We start from the raw sequence: 17275 nt of genomic DNA, 5'->3' as shown, positions 1-17275 counted from the left end.
CGCCGGCTCCGGCCCCGCAGCGCGCCGTCCTCGCGCTGCCGGCCGCCTGGCGACGCCCCGCGACGGCGCTGGTCGGCCGCGACGACGACGTCGCGCAGGTCGAGGTCGCGCTCGGCTCGTCGGCGCTGGTCACGATCGTCGCGACCGGCGGGGCCGGCAAGACCCGGCTGGCGGGAGAGGTCGCGCGGCGCGCCGTCGCCGCGGGCGGGTCGGTCCGCGTGATCGAGCTGGCCGGCCTCCGCGCGTCGGCCGAGGTGCTGCCGACGGTGCTCGCGGCGCTCGGCGGCTCCGACACCACCGCGGCACGCGCGGACCTGACGACGATCGACCGGCGCCTGCTGACCCCCGAGGACCGCCTGCGGCTGGCCGCCCAGGACCTCGACGGGCTGGTGGTGCTGGACAACTGCGAGCACGTGCTGGACGCGGCCGCGGTCGTCGTCGGCGACCTGCTGGCCGTGGCCTCCCCGGACGTGGTCGTGCTGGCGACGAGCCGAGCACCGCTGGGGCTCGTCGGCGAGTCGGTGCACCGGCTGCGGATGCTGCCCGACGCCGACGCGCTCGAGCTGCTGGAGACGCGCGCCCGGGCCGGTCGGGAGAGCGTCGGGTGGGACCCCGACCGCGCGCTCCAGCTGTGCCACCGCCTGGACAACCTGCCGCTCGCGCTCGAGCTGGCCGCCGCCCGGCTGCGGTCGATGACCGTCGACGACGTGCTGGAGGCACTGACCGACCGGTTCGCGCTGCTGGACGACGCCCTGCGCGGGCTGCCGGAGCGGCACGCGAGCCTGTGGGCGATGGTCGACTGGAGCCGCGAGCTGCTGGACCCGCCCGACCGGGAGCTGTTCCAGCGGCTGGCCGTCATCCCCGCGCCGTTCACCGCGGACACCGCCGTCGCCGTCGCCGGCACCGGGACGGCACCCACCGTGCGCCGCCAGCTGGCCACGCTGGTCGAGCAGTCGCTGCTCACGCTGGACGAGCAGGACGGCGGACAGGCGCGCTACCGGATGCTGGAGACCGTCCGGGAGTACGGCGAGGCCCGGCTCGACGCGGCCGGGCACCGGGTAGAGGCCATGTCCGGCCTGGTCCGGTGGTCGGGGGCCGAGGCCGTCCGGCTGGCCGCGGGGTTCATCGGCTCCGGGCAGGTGCAGTCCTTCGACCGGTGCGCCGCCGAGCAGGAGACGTTCCTCGCGGCGCTGCGTTGGGCCGTCGAGCACGACGATGCGGCCGGCGCGGTCGACATCACCGCGGCGCTGTTCCACCTGTGGAGCGTGCGGGGCATGCACGTCGAGGTGATCACCTGGGCCAAGCGTGTGCTGCTCGTCGACGACCGCGCGGCCCGCCGGGTGTCGCCGCTCTACGCCGGCGCGGCATCCGGCCGCCCCGTGCCCGACGCCGACCGCCTCGCCGCGACCTGCCTGTTCGCCGAGGTCAACGCGGGCGTCTCCGAGTCGATGCGGCTCGCTGCCCTGGCGTGGCGGTCGCTGCGGCTGGTGCTCGCCGAGCGGCCCGACGGCGTCTCCACCCGGATCGCCGCGCTCGCCGCGGTGATGCCCGCGATCGGCTCCAACGACGTCGACACCAGCATGGCCGCCGCGGCCAGGCTCATCGCCAGCGGCGACCCGTTCCTGCACGGACTCGGCCTGTTCATGCGCGCGGCGGTCCAGGAGAACGCCGGCGACTCGATGCGCTCCAGCGGCGACGCGCGCGAGGCGTACCGGCAGTTCGAGTCGATCGGCGACCACTGGGGCATGGGGATGGCCGCCCAGGGCGTCGGCCAGTGGGAGAGCGTGCGCGGGGGGGCGGACGCACAGGAGTGGCTGGCGCGCGGCCTGCGTCACCTCGAGCTGGTCGGGGCGATGCAGGACGTCCGGAGCATCCGCGTGATGCTCGACGTCCAGCGGGCGCTCGACGGCGACGGCGACGCGCTGCGGCGACTCCGCGAGGTGACCTCGTCGTCGCAGGTCGACGACGTCGACGCCGCGCAGGCCCTGCTCGGGCTCGCGCACGTCGCGTGGCGGGCAGGCCGCGTGGACGAGGCGATGCAGGACGCCGAGGCCGCGTCCGCCCTGGTGGAGTCGATGTCGATCCAGGTCCCGCAGGCGCGGATCTCCTTCCGGGTCGCCGCCGCCGTGGTCCACCTGCGCGTCGCCGGCATGCAGGGGCAGCGCGCCGCGGCCATGGCGCACGCCGTCGAGCTGCTCTCCTCCGTCGCCCCGGAGGCGCTGGTCACCCAGGACATGCCCGTGCTCGGCGGGTTCGCCCTCGGCATCGCCGAGCTCGCGGCGCACCGCGGGGACGACGACCTCGCCCGGAACCTGTGGTCCGCCGGCATGCGGCTGGGCGCCAACCTCGTGATGCTCTTCCAGCTGGGGATCGACGGACCGCTGGCCACGGTCCTCGGCGACGACGACGACCGGGAGCGCCTGCTCGCGGTGTGGCGGGACCAGCCCTCGACCGCAGCGGCCGCCCGGATCCGGGAGCTGACGGCGGACTTCGCCTGATCGTCAGGCGGCTGCCTGGCGGCCGGCGGCCGTCCGCGCGAGGTCACCGAGGAACCGGGCGACCGCGGTGGTGGCCGGCACGGCGACCTGTGCCTCGACGTCGGGGCTGTAGTTGGTGTTCGTGTTGACGTCGTAGGGCACCACGCGCCCGTCGGTGGTCTCGAAGAACTCGACGCCCGCGATCTCGACGCCCTGGTCCGCGAGGAACCGGCCCAGCCGGACCACCAGGGGGTGGTCGGCCGTGACGTCCTCGCGCACGGAGAACAGCGGCGGCGGCACGGCACCGCCGACCGGGACCGCGCACGCCTCGGCCGGGCACAGCTCGAAGCCGGTGGACGTGTCGACGCGCACGGCGTAGTGGAAGGCGCCGCCGACGAACTCCGCGCGCGTGATGAACGGCTCCGGCGCGACGAGCAGCTCCTGGAGCAGCGTGATCCCGTCGATCGGCTGCTCCAGCCCGCCGGCCGACACGGCCTCCGCGAGCTCGTCGACCGAGTCGAACCGCCGCACCCCGAGGCCCTTGCCGCCCCGGTTGTGCTTGGTGATGAACGGCCCGTCGAACGCCCGCGCCGCCGCCACGAGGTGCTCCTGGCCGACGACCGCGACCGTGCGTGGCACGTCGAACCCTGCGGCCCGCAGCAGCGCGTACTGGCGCACCTTGCTGACCTCGAGGGCCGCGACGCGGCTGCCGTTGACCACGCGCCGGCCCGCCCCCTCGGCCCAGCTCAGGACGGCCGACGCCGTGTCGTACGCGTGCGGCACGCCGCGCGTGTGCGCGGACGCGCTGAGCCGCGACCAGAACACGGCGTCGTCGGGCGCCTCGCGCAGGTCGAGGGTCCGCGAGCCGAGGTGCCAGGTCTCGAGCCGGACGCCCTCCGCGGCGAAGGCGCGCTCGAAGGGCGGCAACCAGTCGGGGTTGTCGTGCAGGACGACGACGGTCGGGGTGCTCACAGGACGTCCTCTCGTGGCTCTTGGCAGCGGACGGAGCGTAGGGACCGCGGCCCGCCGGGGAAGTGCCGGCGCGAGGCTTCTCACGCCATGAGACACCCAGGACGCGCGAAGGGGCGACCCGGCGCGGTGCCGGGTCGCCMCTTCGTCGTGACGGTCGGTCAGACCTTGCGGCGGTACGCCCGCAGGGCCAGCGGCATGAACACCGCGACCAGCCCGACGCACCAGGCGAGCGTGTAGTAGACGCTGTTGCCCATCGGGACCCCGAGGAAGAACCCGCGCATCGCGGCGACCAGATGGGTCAGCGGGTTCCACTGCACGAAGGTCTGCATCCAGCTGGGCAGCGTCGCCGCCGGCACGAACACGTTCGACGCGAAGCTCAGCGGCATGATGATGAGGAACATGATCCCCTGCACGGCGCCGGAGGTCCGGACCTTCATGCCCACGAAGACGGAGACCCACGACAGCGACAGGGCGAACACGATGGCCAGCAGGCAGCCGGCGATCGCGCTGAGCGGGTCCGTGAGGATCCGGAAGCCCATGAGGTAGCCGACGACGAACGTCGAGATGATGACGATGACGTACCGGACGACGTCGCCGATCACGGCGCCGACCAGCGGCGCCGGTCGCGGGATGGGCAGCGACTTGAAGCGGTTGAAGATGCCCTTCTCCAGGTCGGTGTTGAGGTTCACGCCGATGGCGATGGCGCCCTGCGCGATCGTCTGGGCGAGGATGCCCGGGAGCAGGAACTGCAGGTACGTCGTCGTGTCACCCGCGATGGCCCCGCCGAAGATGTAGACGAAGATCACGAGGAAGATCGCCGGCTGCAGGGTGACGTCGATGAGCGCCTCGGGCGTCCGCCACGTCTTGATGAGGCTGCGCTTGGCCAGCGACATCGAGTGCCGGAACAACGGGAACGGCCTGCGCGCGACGGTGGCGGCCGACGTGGGCACGGCGCGCGGGGAACGGTGCTCGGTGACCGTGGTCATCAGGCCACCTCCTTCGTCTCGGTCGTGTCGTCCTCGGAGGCCGTCCGGCCCGTGAGGGTGAAGAACACCTCGTCCAGGCTGGGCAGGTGCAGGGAGAGCTCGGTGACGCCGATGCCGGCGCTCGCCAGCCGGGACACCGTGGCGGTCAGCGCCGAGTCGTCCTGCACCGGCACGGCCAGGACGCCCTTGCGGATCTCCTCGGCGGGCGTGCCCGAGGACACCTGACCGAGGATGGTCGCGGCCTCCTCCATGCGGCTCAGGTCGGCCGGGCGGATCTCGAGGGTCTGGCCGCCGACGATGCGCTTGAGGCCCTCGGGGGTGTCGTGCGCGATGACGCGACCGTGGTCGATGACCGTGATCTCGTCGGCGAGCGCGTCCGCCTCCTCGAGGTACTGGGTGGTCAGCAGGACGGTCGAGCCGTCCGTGACCAGCGAGCGCACGACGTCCCACATGTCCTCGCGCTTGGACGGGTCCAGGCCGGTCGTCGGCTCGTCGAGGAAGATGACGTCGGGGCGGCCGACGAGGCTCGCCGCGAGGTCGAGGCGGCGGCGCATGCCACCGGAGTAGGTCTTGGCGGGCCGGTCGGCCGCAGCGGTCAGGTCGAACCACTCGAGCAGCTCGATGGCGCGGGCGCGGGCGCCGGCACGGCCGAGGTCGAGCAGCGTGCCGAAGAGCACGAGGTTCTGGCGTCCGGAGAGGTCCTCGTCGACGGACGCGTACTGGCCCGTGAGGCCGATCGACTGGCGGACGCGCTCGGCGTCCTTGACCACGTCGTAGCCGCCGATGCGGGCGTGGCCCGCGTCGGGGACGAGGAGGGTGGACAGGATGCGGACGGCCGTCGTCTTGCCGGCGCCGTTGGGGCCGAGCACGCCGAGGACGGTGCCGCGAGAGACGGCGAGGTCGACGCCCTGGAGCGCCTTCGTCTCGCCGAAGTGCTTGACGAGGCCTTCGGCCTCGATCACCAGGTCAGCTGTTGTCATGGCCCCAGCGTGCCGGGCGTCGCTGACAGGGCGCCGACACGTGGCTGACACGCGGATGTCGGTCGACCGACAGCGCCCGGGGGATCGCTCCCCCGGGCGCTGGGCTCAGCCGGCGGCCGGCAGGGCGATGCTCGGGTCGAGGAACTCGTTGGTGAACAGGTCCTTGGCCGTCAGACCCTCCGCCGGAGCGGTGCCGTCCTTGGTGAGGATCGGCGACGCGATGTCGAGGATCGTCTGCACCCGGGCCTCCTCGAAGCTGCCGAGCGTCCCGTCGGGGCCGTTGGCCACGATGCCGAGGTCGATCTGCTGCGTGGTGCCGTCGGCGGCCTGGCCGGCGTCGTAGACCCAGCCGGTGTTGAACTTCTCGACGGCCTCGACGACGAGCGCGTTCGCCGTCGTCGGGTCGGCGAAGTAGTCCACCGTCGCCTGCTGCACGACCGGGATGAGCTTCTTGAGGCAGTCGGCCTGCGCGGTGACGTCCTCCGTGCGGACCGAGAGCGCCACCGCGTACAGCGGGTAGCCGGTGTCGGCGATGAGCTGGTAGTCGACCGGCTTGCCCCAGGACGGGAGCTCGTTCTGGTAGACGTACGGCTCGTCGGTGGCGAAGCCCTGCTGCGCGTCCTTGCCCTGCGCAGCGACGAAGTTGGCGGGCGTGCCGTCGTACGAGCCGTCGATCTGGTCCTCGCGCAGCTGACCCGAGCCGGTGAGGTACTCCATCCAGGTGGCCCCGGCGAAGTAGCGGACCGTGGCGTCGGTGCTGCTCAGGTCCTTGATCGTCTGCACGTCCGGGTAGGTCGCCGGGTCCCACATGATCATCCAGGGCGCCTTCTCGAACGTCGCGAACACCGCGGTGGTCGGCATCGCCACCGAGTTCTGCACGGCCTCGTCGGTGTTGACCCAGCCGAGCAGGACGTCCTTGTCGGAGTACATCTGCGACGGGACCGGCGTGAAGCCGATCGCGGGGCCGCCGGCCCGGACCTCGACGTCTACGCCCGTGTACTCGCCGCTCGCGTAGAGCGGGCCGCGCACCACCTTGGCGTCGGCATCGATGGTCGGGTTGGGGCCGAGCAGCTGGTACAGACCGCCCTGCTCGGCCTGCGGGTTCCAGTCCGTCTGGATGACGACTGTCGCGGGGCAGACGTCGCTGAGGTCGACGGCCCCGATCGCGGCGTCGGTGCTCGTCGCGCCGGACGCGGCGGGGGTGTCGCCCGCGCAGGACGCGACGGAGAGCGACAGGACGATGCCGGTCAGGGCGGCCGCGCCGAGGCGCAGTCGGGAGATGGCCATGAGTGATTCTCCTTCGGGGGAGGTGAGGAGCAGGGCTAGAGCTGGTCGATGTCCGTCGTCGACACGGGTGTGCCGGCGGCGTCGGAGGCGAGCGAGAAGCGGTCGCCGGTGGTCACGTAGAAGCTCGCGCCGAAGCGCCCGACGGGGTGGAAGTCCTGGAGCATCACGCGCCAGCGGTCCGTATCGATCAGGCCGGGCGCGGCGTGCAGGTGGTGGATCTGGCCCAGGTAGACCTGTCGGCTGGTGGTGAGGATGCGCTCGTGGACGGTGCACTCGAAGGCCACGGGTGCCTCGGCGATCCGGGGCGGTCGCACCCGGTGGGCCGGGGTGGCGGTCAGGCCGACCATCGCGAGCTCGTCGACGTCGGCCGGGTAGGACTGCCCGCACTGGTGCATGCGCGCGGCCATGGCCTCGTCGGGGATGTGCACGACGAACTCGCCCGTGGCATCCAGGTTGGCCGCCGTGTCCTTCTGCGCGCCGTCCTCCAACCGGTTCACGCTGATCATCAGGAGCGGCGGGTCCTCGCCGACCATCCCGAACATGCTGAACGGCGCCGCGTTGACCACCCCGTCGGGGCTCGTCGTCGTCACCAGCGCGATGGGGCGGGGCACGATGAGGCTGGCCATGAGCTTGTAGCGCTCGTAGGCGCCGAGGGCGTCGAAGTCGATGTCGAGGCCCTCAGGCATGCGTCGCGCCCCACCAGGTGAGCAGGATGTCGCGCAGCGCGGCGCCGTCGTCGTCGGCGTAACGGGTCTCGTCGCGAACCGCCGCCAGGTGCGCGGCGTCGACCTCGTCCAGGTCCACCCCCACCCCGACCAGGCGGACCGGGGTGCGCGCGAAGGCCGGCTCGTAGTCGGGCACCCGCTGCAGGGCACGTTCGGCGCGGATGGTCGGCTGCCGGAAGTCTGCCGGCGTGCGCTGCGTGGCGTACTGCTGCAGCGGCGGGACCGCGTCGATCTCCGCCTGCGACGCGGCGAGCACCTGGACCTTCACCGGGTCGAGGGAGAAGTTGCTGGTGCCCAGGATGTCGTTGCCGCAGATGTTGGGGACCGCGAGCACGTCGACCAGGGCGAGCAGCTCGACGTGGTCGCCCGGGGCGGTGGACTGTCGCAGGATCTCGGGCATCCCGTCGACGACGCGGGTCGCCATGAACAGGTTGAACGAGTCGTGCACGTCGTCGGGGGTGAGCCCGTACTCGCGCTGGGCCTCGGCCTGGATGTCCGCGCAGTTGGTGTGGTCCGCGAACCCGTGCATCGACTCGTACATGTTGGCGCTGCACCGCGGGAACAGGGTGTCGTTGATGCCGGCGGTGTCGGTCTGCAGGTACATCAGTGCGCGCTCGCGCGGCGGGGCCGACCACAGGAACGTGCCCGCGGTGGGGTTGGTGCCGTGCAGCGTCCGGGTGCGGCCGACGTGCATGAACTCGCGGTAGTCGTGCAGGTTGAAGACGTTGAGGTCGACGCACTGGTCGCCCGTCACCTGCTCGACGCGCAGCACCTGACCGGCCCGGACCTCGAGGGCCTTCCCGGTCCCCGGCTCGATCACCAGCTCGCGCAGGACCTCGCGCTCGGCGGGCGCCTCCACGGCGTCCCACCAGCGCCACGGGGTGCCCGTGGTGCGCGGGTGCGGCCGGCCGGACACCTGGGTGGCCGACTCGCGCAGGGCCAGGCGTACCAGGGCGGCGGCGTCGTCGGCCTCGCGGGCGGCGAGGGAGGCGTCGACCAGCTCGAGCTGCTGCTCGGTCAGGTGGACCGTGATCTGAGGCATGAACCGTCCTTCCGTATACCGAACGACCGTAGTTGGTATACGGAACGACTTGGTTTCGCATCCATGAAACTTACGTTGCGGTCGCGTTTCGTCGGACGGGGCCCGTATACGGTGGCGCCATGGACCGCCAGCCGGCCGGGTCGACCCGGCCCGCCGACCGTGCCGACGCCGCGTTCCTGAGCCTGCGGTCGGCGATCGTCGAGGCCGCCCTGCCTCCCGGGACGCGCCTGCCCGAGGACCTCCTCGCGCAGCAGTACGGAGTCAGCCGCACCCTCATCCGGGGCACGCTCGCGCGGCTGACGACCGCCGGGCTGGTGGAGACCGGCAAGGCGAAGTCCGCACTCGTCGCCGACCCGTCACTGACGGAGGCGAAGGAGACCTTCGAGGTGCGCCGGTGCCTCGAGCGCGAGGCCGTCCGGCGCATCGCCCTCGCGTGGCAGCCGGCGATGGGCGACACCCTGACCGCCCACGTGGAGCGCGAGCTCGCAGCGGCGACGACGCCGCGTCCGCAGGTGTCCGGCCGGCTCGGCGCGGAGTTCCACATCCTGCTCGCCGAGCTCTGCGGCAACGCCCTCCTGCAGCGCTACCTGAGCGAGGTGATCTGGCGCTGCGCGCTGATCCTCGCCGTGCACGGGCGCGACCACGACCAGCGCGGCTCGGTCGCCGAGCATCGGCAGCTCATCGAGCTGCTCGCCGCCGGGGACGCCGACGGGGCCGAGGCGCTCGTCGTGCAGCACATCGCGGCCGTCGAGGAGCGCACCCTGGCGGACGCCGACGACGGCGCGCAGCTCGACCTGGCCGCGGTGCTCCGCCGCTACTGAGCCGACGCTGCCGGGGCCTCTCCCTGCCCGGACGTCCGCGGATTCGCGCATCCCGACGACCGATCGCGCGGACGCCCCGCTGTTCTCCCCGGAACGTCCGCAGATTCGCGCGCTCCGACGACCGATCGTGCGGACGTCTGCCGCTCCAGGGCCGTCCGCGCTTCCCGACGACCGAAAGTGCGCGTCAGCGCAGCGCAGCCAGCAGTCGGTCCAGCTCGGCGTCGGACGTGTAGTAGTGCGGGGAGGCGCGGACGACCTCGGTCAGGCCGCGGGCGCCGAAGTCGAGCTGGGCCGACGAGACGCGCGTGACGCTGACGTTCACGCGCGCGGCAGCGGCGCGGGCGCGCACCTCGTCGGCAGACCGCCCGTCGACCGTGAAGGTGACGATGCCCGACCGCCGCAGGCCCTTGTCGCGCACGGTGACACCGGGCAGCTGCGCGAGGTCCTCGCGCAGACGGTCCGCGAGGGCGGTGACGCGCTCCTCGATCGCGGGCAGCCCGACGGAGAGCGCGTAGTCGACGGCCGCGCCGAGGCCCAGGTTGTCGGCGATCGACCGCTCCCACGTCTCGAACCGCAAGGCACCCGGCACGACCTCGTAGGCGGTAGGCGACGTCCACCGCGCGGCGCCCAGGCCGAGCACGGGCGGGACCAGCCGCGGGGTGATCGCGCGGGACGCGTAGAGGAAGCCTGTGCCGCGCGGGCCGCGCAGGAACTTGCGACCGGTCGCGGCGAGCAGGTCGCAGCCGAGGTCGTCGACGTCGACGTCGAGCTGGCCGACCGACTGGCACGCGTCGAGCAGGAACGGCACCCCGGCCCTGCGTGTGAGGGCGCCGACCTCGGCCGCGGGGTTGACCACGCCGCCGCCGGTCGGGACGTGGGTCAGTGCGACGAGGGCGACGTCGTCGTCGAGCCTGCGCTCCAGCTGGTTGAGGTCGACCTGGCCGTGCTCGTCGTCCTCGATCACCTCGAGCGTCGCACCGGAGCGCTCGCACGCCTGCAGGAGGCCGATGGCGTTGCTGATGTACTCGGTGCGCGCGGTGAGGATGCGCTGACCTGGCTTGATGCTCAGGGTGGCGAACGCCACGTTCCACGCCGCGGTCGCGCTCTGCACCAGCGCGATCTCGTCGCGGTGAGCGCCGACGAGCGTCGCCACCGAGTCGTAGACCGCCGCGACCCTTACCTCCGCCTCCTCCTCGGCCTCGTACGGGCCGATCTCCGCCTCGCGGCGCAGGTGCGCCACGACGGTCTCGGTCACGACGCTGGGGCGCAGAGCGCCGCCGGCGTTGTTGAGGTGGGCGACGTGGTCGATGCCGGGTGTGTCGCGGCGTGCCCTGTCGAGGTCGATCGTCACGGTCGCCGAGTCTAGGCAGCGCTCGTCGTCGACCCCATGGCCACCTGCGAGGAAGTGGCTGCCCGCGTGGGTCAGCGGGAGCTCGGGCGCCAGAGAACCACGGCGGCGCGGTCGGCCGTGGTCGTCGGGCGGCGGCTGCGGCTGGCCGTGCGGTTGACGGCGACGACGTCGCCGCGGGGGTCGGCCGTGAAGATGCGGCGACCCGGGTCGACGAAGGCGCGCAGGTACTCGACCTGCCGGCGCAGGCCGTCGAGCTCCGTCTCGAGCTCGAGGATCCGCTTGATCCCGGCCAGGTTGACGCCCTCGTCCTGCGACAGCCGCTGCACCTCACGAAGCGTCGCGATGTCCCGCAGGGAGTAGCGCCGCCCGCGCCCGCTCGCGCGGCTGGGGCTGACCAGGCCGAGCCGGTCGTACTGGCGCAGGGTCTGCGGGTGCATGCCGGCCAGCTCGGCGGCGACCGAGATCACGTAGACCTTGGCGTCCTCGGCGGGCATGGCTATGTCTTCGCCGCGTCGAGCAGGCCGGAGCGGACGTCCTCACCCGAGGTCGCGATGCCGAAGGCCTGGACCGCCTCGCGCGCCGCGGCGTTCAGCCGCTGCGGGACGACGACCTGGACGGTGATCAGCAGGTCGCCCTTGGTGCCGGGGACCCCTCGGCCCTTGACGCGCAGGGCTCGACCGGACGGCGTGCCCTCGGGCACGCGGACCCGGACGGTGGAGCCGTCGAGCGTCGGCACCTCGATCGTGGCGCCGAGCGCGGCCTCGTCGAACGCGACCGGCACCGTGATCCGCAGGTTGTCGCCGTCGAGGGCGAAGACCGGGTGCGGGGTGACGCGGACGGTGATGACGAGATCCCCTGCGGGCCCGCCGCGGTCGCCGGGGCGGCCCTTGCCGCGCAGACGGATCTTCTGGCCGTCGCGCACGCCGGCGGGGATGCGCGCGTTGACGGTCCTGCCCTCGACGCTGAGCGAGACGGTCGAGCCCTCGACCGCCTGGCGGAAGGGCAGGGTCGCGCTCGTCGCGAGGTCGGCACCCTGCTGCGGGCCGGGCGCGAACCCCGCGCCGCCGCCGTTGCCGAACAGCCCGCCGAGGATGTCCTCGAAGCCGGCCGCGCCGCCGGGGGCGTTGGTGTACCGGACGCGACCGCCCTGCTGGCCGCCGCCGAACATGCCGCCGAAGACGTCGTCGAAACCCGCGCCGCCGCGTCCGCCGGACGTGAAGCGGGGGCCGCCCGCCATGGCGCGCAGCTGGTCGTACTGGCCGCGCTGCTCGGCGTCGGAGAGGACCGCGTAGGCCTCGCCGACGTCCTTGAACTTCGCCTCGGCCTTCGCGTCACCCGGGTTGTGGTCCGGGTGCATCTGCCGCGCGAGCTTGCGGTACGCCTTCTTGATCGTCGCGGCGTCGGCATCCTTGGGGACGCCGAGGACCGAGTAGAAGTCCTTCTCGAGCCAGTCCTGTCCGGTCACGCCGCTCCTTCCTTGCAGTCTGTGTGCAGCGTCCGGGCAACGATCTGCTCGTTGCCCGGACGCTACTCGGGTTCTACGCCTCGGGATCCACGACCGCGACGCGGGCGGCTCGAAGCACCCGGTCGGGGGTGCGGTAGCCGGGCTGCAGCACCATCTGCACGGTCGACTCCGTGACGTCCGCGGAGTGCGAGTGCATGAGCGCCTCGTGGATCGCGGGGTCGAACGCCTCGCCCGTCTCGCCGTAGCGGACCACCCCGAAGCGACCGAGGGTCGCCTCGAGCTTCTCCGCGATGGACACGAACGGGCCGGTGAGGTCACCGTGCTGGCGGGCCAGCTCGATGTCGTCGAGCACCGGGATCAGCGCCTCGACGATCGCGTGCACCCCACGGTCGTGGGCGGCGAGGGCATCAGCCTTCGACCGCTTCACGAACCCGGAGTACTGCTGCTCGAGGTTGTAGTACGCCGCCTTGGAGCGCTGGAGCTCGTCCAGCCGCTCCGCCGCGAGCGCCTCGGCCGCCACGAGCCCCTCGAGGACGACCTCCTCCTCGGCACCGGCTGCGATCGACTCCGCGTCGGCCAGGACCTGCTCCTCCGGAGTCAGGTCGTCGCCTGCGTCGTCGGGCGTGGTGGTCACTTGACCGCCTCGTCCTCGTCGTCGACGATCTCAGCGTCCACGACGTCCTCGTCGGACGACGTGTCAGCCGCAGGCTGCTCGTCGGCCGGCGCGTTGGCCGCCATGTTGTCCGCCGAGTAGATCGCCTCGCCGATCTTCTGGCTCACCGCGAGCAGGGCCGAGTGCTTGGCCTTGACCTCGTCGACGTCGGTGCCCGCGAGCGCCGTCTTGAGCTCGGTGACCGCGGTCTGCACCTCGGTCTTCACGTCCTCGGGCAGCTTGTCCGCGTTGTCGACCAGCAGTTTCTCGGTCGAGTAGACCAGCTGCTCGGCCGTGTTGCGGGTCTCGGCCTCCTCGCGACGCGCCTTGTCCTCGGCGGCGTGCTCCTCGGCCTCGCGCACCATGCGCTCGATGTCCTCCTTGGGGAGGGCCGAGCCGCCGGTGATCGTCATCGACTGCTCCTTGTTGGTGCCGCGGTCCTTGGCGGACACGTGCACGATGCCGTTCGCGTCGATGTCGAACGTGACCTCGATCTGCGGCACACCACGCGGCGCCGGCGCGATGCCGGTCAGCTCGAACGTGCCGAGCGGCTTGTTGTCCCGCGCGAACTCACGCTCGCCCTGGAACACCTGGATCAGCACGGACGGCTGGTTGTCCTCGGCCGTGGAGAAGATCTCCGAGCGCTTGGTCGGGATGGCCGTGTTGCGCTCGATGAGCTTGGTCATCACGCCGCCCTTGGTCTCGATGCCGAGGCTCAGCGGGGTGACGTCGATGAGCAGGACGTCCTTACGGTCGCCCTTCATGACGCCGGCCTGCAGCGCGGCACCGACGGCGACGACCTCGTCCGGGTTGACGCCCTTGTTGGGCTCCTTGCCGCCCGTGAGCTCCTTGACGACCTCGGTGACCGCGGGCATGCGGGTCGAGCCGCCGACGAGGACCACGTGGTCGATCTCGGAGAGCTTGATGCCGGCGTCGCGGATGACGTCGTTGAACGGCTTCTTGGTCCGGTCGAGCAGGTCCTGCGTCATCTGCTGGAACTGCGCGCGCGAGAGCTTGGTGTCCAGGTGGACCGGCCCGTTCTCGCTCATCGACAGGTACTGCAGCGAGATGTTGGTGCTCGTCGCGGACGAGAGCTCCTTCTTGGCCTGCTCCGCCGCCTCGCGCAGACGCTGCACGGCGATCTTGTCCTTGCCCAGGTCGACGCCCGTGGAGTTCTTCACCTCGGTGATGAGGAACTCGACGATGCGCTGGTCCCAGTCGTCGCCGCCGAGGCGGTTGTCGCCGGAGGTCGCGCGGACCTCGATCGTCGAGAAGCCGTCGTCGTCCTTGCCCACCTCGAGGAGGGACACGTCGAACGTGCCGCCGCCGAGGTCGAAGACGAGGATGAGCTCGTCCTCCTTGCCGCGCTCCAGGCCGTAGGCCAGGGCGGCCGCGGTGGGCTCGTTGATGATGCGCAGGACGTTGAGGCCCGCGATCGCGCCGGCGTCCTTGGTGGCCTGGCGCTCGGCGTCGTTGAAGTACGCCGGGACCGTGATGACGGCCTCCGTGACGGGCTCGCCCAGGTAGGCCTCCGCGTCACGCTTGAGCTTGGAGAGCACCCGCGCGCTGATCTCCTGCGCGGTGTACTTCTTGTCGTCGATCGTCTGCGACCAGTCCGTGCCCATGTGGCGCTTGACGGACGCGATCGTGCGGTCGACGTTGGTGACGGCCTGGCGCTTGGCGATCTCGCCGACCAGCACCTCACCCGTCTTGGAGAACGCGACCACCGACGGCGTCGTGCGCGACCCCTCGGCGTTGGCGATGACCGTGGGCTCGCCGCCCTCGAGGACAGCGACCACCGAGTTGGTGGTACCGAGGTCGATGCCGACTGCTCGTGCCATGTGTGTGCCTTCTTTCGTGTGCTGCGTGGGTTGTACGTCTCGCTCTTGAGTCCGGCTCGCTCAAGTCTGCGCCGGCTTCGGGCCGCGCGCAAACGCGAGATGGCGAACTTGAGTCTGTTGGGCTCAACCTTGGCGCCGGGCGATGCATTCCCGTGCGACGACGGTTTGTCAGCCGGGCGCGCTCCCGCCCGCGGGTCGCGCCGCCTACGCGGAGGCGGCCTCCCGGACGGCGCGCTCCAGGAATTCGGCCAGCGCGTCGCGGGTCCGCTCGAGCCGACGCACCTTGTCGTCCATGTCGTCGCGGACCTCCGACATTCGCCGCACGAGTGCGTCGCAGTCGCCGGCGACCGGGCCGTCCTCGCCGGTGCACGGCAGGATCCGGCGGATGAGCTCGGTGGAGAACCCGAGGTCGAGCAGCGAGCGGACCGTCGCGACGGTCTCGACTGCCGACGTGTCGTACGCCCGGTAGCCGTTGTCCTCGCGCTGCGACTGCAGCAGGCCGTGCTCCTCGTAGTAGCGCAGCGCCCGCGGGCTTGCCCCCGTCGCTCGGCTGAGCTCACCGATCCGCATCGTTCCTCCGCCCGCTTGACCTTGACGCTGACGTCAGACATTAGCGTCGCTCGCGACATGAGGACCAGGCCCGCGTCAGCGCGGGATAAACGAGGGGAGCAGTGACAATGCGCGTCTTCATCACGGGCGGCACTGGATACGTGGGCGGTGTGCTCGTCGAGCGCTTCGTGGGCGCGGGGCACGAGGTCGTGGCGCTCGCCCGCTCGGACACGGCGGCGCGGGCGATGACGGAGGCGGGCGCGACGCCGGTCCGGGGCGAGCTGGCCGACGTCGCGCTGCTGCGTGCGTCCGCGGCCAACGCGGACGCTGTCGTGCACGCAGCGGTGGACTGGTCGGCTACGGCGGAAGCGGACCGGACGGAGCTCGCGGCCGTGGATGCGCTCACAGCCGGCGGCCGGGACGGCGGGAGGATCGTTGTCTACACGAGCACCGGCCTCGTGTACGGGTTCGACCCTGCACAGGACCGGGACGAGGACGCACAGCTGCCCGAGCGCAGCGCGCAGCCGGTCAAGGCGGCCGCCGAGCGGATCGTCCGGTCGGCGCCCGGCATCACCGGGGTGGTGGTGCGTGCCGGGCTCGTGCACGGGCGCGGCGGCTCGGGCCTGCTCGGTTCCTTGATCGGTGCCGCGGCGACGACGGGCGCCGCGGCCTACGTCGGCGAGGGGGACAACGTGTGGGTGCCGGTGCACGTCGACGATCTCGCTGACCTCTACCTGCGGGTGCTGGAGCGGCCGGTCGCGGGCGTGTTCAATGCGGTCGGTTCGCACCCGTTCACGTTCCGTGAGCTGGCGGAGGCGATCGCGGACCTCACCGGCGCGCGCGCGGTGTCGCTCCCGCTCGACGTGGCCGTCGAGCAGCTCGGACCGACCGCCTATCTGCTCGCGAGCCGCGGTGACATGCCGAACACCCGCGCTCGCACGACGTTCGACTGGGAGCCGGCCGGGCCGCCGCTGCTCGACGACGTGCGCGCCGGCAGCTACCGCTCGCCGGCCCCGACCGGCGCGTGAGGCCACGCTGACCCACATGCCGCCGCTGGTCGGCGTGCGTGTGTCGGTGCCGGTCGCCGTGCGCACGCGGACAGCAGTCACGCCCGTGGCCGCGTACGCCGGCTCCGCGACCGTTGTCGACGTCAAGCGCCTCGGGCGCGACCGCTGGTGGATGTGCCCGAACGACACTGCTGAGTGGGGCCGGAGCGGCCGCCGCCGCGAGTCGTGCACCCACCTCGGTCGAGCCAGTGCACACGGGACGACGCGTGCCCAGTTGTCCCTGTCCGGCGGGACACCGGGCCCGACATCGTCAGGTCATCGGAAGAAACCACGACCTCGAGAGGAACCCGATGATGACCACCAGCATCACCACCACCAACCCCGTCCGTTCGGACGTCCAGGACCCAGCCCTGTCCCCGCGCCGGCAGCCCTCGCGCAGCTGGGCAATCGCCGGGATCGGCTCCGCCGTCGCCGGTCTCGCCACGATCGTGCTGTCGTCCAGCGTCGACGTGGTCTACCGCGACCAGTTCGCCGGCTCGACGGACGGCATCGCCTCGGCGCTCGTCGAGAAGGCCCCCGCGATGTTCGCCCTCCACAGCGTGACTGTCCTCGGCGCGGTCCTCATGATCGTGTTCGCCGCCGGGCTGCACCGCCGGCTCCGGGACGCCATGCCGGCCAGCCTCGTGCCGCTGGTCGCCACCGCCGGCCTCGTCGGCACCGCGGTCGTCTCGATCCTGGGCAGCGCGCTCGACACCGAGTACATGGTCCCGCTGCTGCAGGGCGGCATCGTCGACGACGCCACCGCCGCGATGTACAACCACTGGATCGGCACGGTCCCGTGGCTGTGGACCCTCACGGGCCTGGCAGGTCTCGGCCTGTTCGTCGCCTCGCGCCGCGGGGTCGTCACCCGCTGGCTCGGGCTGGTCGGGCTGATCCTGGGCGGTCTGACCGTGATCCTCGGCATCTCGCCGCTGGAGTACATGTCAGGCGTCACCGGCGCCCTGTGGCTGCTGATCACTGGGATCGCCCTCACGTTCGGCGATCGCGTGTACCGCACCACCACCCTGTGACGATTTCGCCCGCCGGACACGGTGCCCGTCCGTCCCGCTCCGGGACGGAC

General features: G+C 72.2%; 16 protein-coding genes. 4 read left to right on the top strand and 12 right to left on the bottom strand.

Annotation, left to right across the window (positions count from 1 at the left end):
* The coding region (locus tag AC1DYZ_RS07640; RefSeq protein ID WP_477064603.1) for an ATP-binding protein at nt 1-2498 on the top strand (2498 nt) is incomplete at its 5' end.
* Between the two features lie 3 nt (nt 2499-2501).
* Here AC1DYZ_RS07640 and AC1DYZ_RS07635 read toward each other — a convergent pair.
* From AC1DYZ_RS07635 to AC1DYZ_RS07610, 6 genes are all read right to left on the bottom strand, one after another.
* Nucleotides 2502-3449 (bottom strand): ATP-grasp domain-containing protein, encoded by a 948-nt coding sequence (locus AC1DYZ_RS07635; RefSeq protein WP_477064602.1) that lies wholly within the window; start codon nt 3447-3449, stop codon nt 2502-2504.
* Between the two features lie 158 nt (nt 3450-3607).
* Nucleotides 3608-4435: an ABC transporter permease gene (locus tag AC1DYZ_RS07630; protein ID WP_477064601.1), complete on the bottom strand. Its 828-nt coding sequence runs from the start codon at nt 4433-4435 to the stop codon at nt 3608-3610.
* Complete coding sequence (locus tag AC1DYZ_RS07625; protein ID WP_477064600.1) at nt 4435-5415, bottom strand: ATP-binding cassette domain-containing protein; 981 nt, start codon at nt 5413-5415, stop codon at nt 4435-4437. Before AC1DYZ_RS07625 ends, AC1DYZ_RS07630 begins: the two co-directional genes overlap by 1 nt.
* Nucleotides 5416-5520: 105 nt before the next feature.
* Entirely contained in the window at nt 5521-6702 is a 1182-nt protein-coding gene (locus AC1DYZ_RS07620; protein WP_477064599.1) for an ABC transporter substrate-binding protein, read from the bottom strand.
* 35 nt (nt 6703-6737) lie between these two features.
* On the bottom strand, nt 6738-7388 hold the full coding sequence (locus tag AC1DYZ_RS07615) for a flavin reductase family protein (RefSeq protein ID WP_477064598.1): 651 nt from the start codon (nt 7386-7388) through the stop codon (nt 6738-6740).
* The gene (locus AC1DYZ_RS07610; RefSeq protein WP_477064597.1) at nt 7381-8469 is read right to left on the bottom strand and encodes a DUF1989 domain-containing protein; all 1089 of its coding nucleotides are present in this window, start codon (nt 8467-8469) and stop codon (nt 7381-7383) included. Before AC1DYZ_RS07610 ends, AC1DYZ_RS07615 begins: the two co-directional genes overlap by 8 nt.
* Nucleotides 8470-8588: 119 nt before the next feature.
* Here AC1DYZ_RS07610 and AC1DYZ_RS07605 point away from each other — a divergent pair, with 119 nt between their 5' ends.
* Nucleotides 8589-9290 (top strand): GntR family transcriptional regulator, encoded by a 702-nt coding sequence (locus AC1DYZ_RS07605; RefSeq protein ID WP_477064596.1) that lies wholly within the window; start codon nt 8589-8591, stop codon nt 9288-9290.
* 184 nt (nt 9291-9474) lie between these two features.
* Here the strand turns inward: AC1DYZ_RS07605 and AC1DYZ_RS07600 are convergent, their stop codons facing one another.
* The 6 genes from AC1DYZ_RS07600 to AC1DYZ_RS07575 all read right to left on the bottom strand — a co-directional run bounded on the left by AC1DYZ_RS07600 (nt 9475) and on the right by AC1DYZ_RS07575 (nt 15169).
* Nucleotides 9475-10641: an aminotransferase class V-fold PLP-dependent enzyme gene (locus AC1DYZ_RS07600; RefSeq protein WP_477064595.1), complete on the bottom strand. Its 1167-nt coding sequence runs from the start codon at nt 10639-10641 to the stop codon at nt 9475-9477.
* 71 nt (nt 10642-10712) lie between these two features.
* A complete protein-coding gene (locus tag AC1DYZ_RS07595; protein WP_477064594.1) occupies nt 10713-11135 on the bottom strand; it encodes a heat shock protein transcriptional repressor HspR in 423 nt (140 codons plus the stop codon).
* A gap of 2 nt (nt 11136-11137) precedes the next feature.
* A complete protein-coding gene (locus AC1DYZ_RS07590; protein ID WP_477064593.1) occupies nt 11138-12106 on the bottom strand; it encodes a DnaJ C-terminal domain-containing protein in 969 nt (322 codons plus the stop codon).
* Nucleotides 12107-12179: 73 nt separating this feature from the next.
* Entirely contained in the window at nt 12180-12740 is a 561-nt protein-coding gene (gene grpE, locus AC1DYZ_RS07585) for a nucleotide exchange factor GrpE (protein WP_456825144.1), read from the bottom strand.
* The gene (dnaK, locus tag AC1DYZ_RS07580) at nt 12737-14599 is read right to left on the bottom strand and encodes a molecular chaperone DnaK (RefSeq protein WP_477064592.1); all 1863 of its coding nucleotides are present in this window, start codon (nt 14597-14599) and stop codon (nt 12737-12739) included. The genes grpE and dnaK overlap by 4 nt, the downstream gene beginning before the upstream one ends.
* Before the next feature lie 204 nt (nt 14600-14803).
* Nucleotides 14804-15169: a MerR family transcriptional regulator gene (locus AC1DYZ_RS07575; RefSeq protein ID WP_477064591.1), complete on the bottom strand. Its 366-nt coding sequence runs from the start codon at nt 15167-15169 to the stop codon at nt 14804-14806.
* A gap of 107 nt (nt 15170-15276) precedes the next feature.
* Here AC1DYZ_RS07575 and AC1DYZ_RS07570 point away from each other — a divergent pair, with 107 nt between their 5' ends.
* Nucleotides 15277-16176, top strand: coding sequence for an NAD-dependent epimerase/dehydratase family protein (locus tag AC1DYZ_RS07570; protein ID WP_477064590.1), 900 nt, complete (start codon nt 15277-15279; stop codon nt 16174-16176).
* Between the two features lie 332 nt (nt 16177-16508).
* Entirely contained in the window at nt 16509-17225 is a 717-nt protein-coding gene (locus AC1DYZ_RS07565; RefSeq protein ID WP_477064589.1) for a hypothetical protein, read from the top strand.
* Nucleotides 17226-17275 lie beyond the last annotated feature (50 nt).

Source organism: Cellulomonas sp. P1_C4 (genome assembly GCF_056406355.1).
Note: the sequence above shows the minus strand (reverse complement) of the source record. Positions and strands in the feature narration are given on the sequence as shown.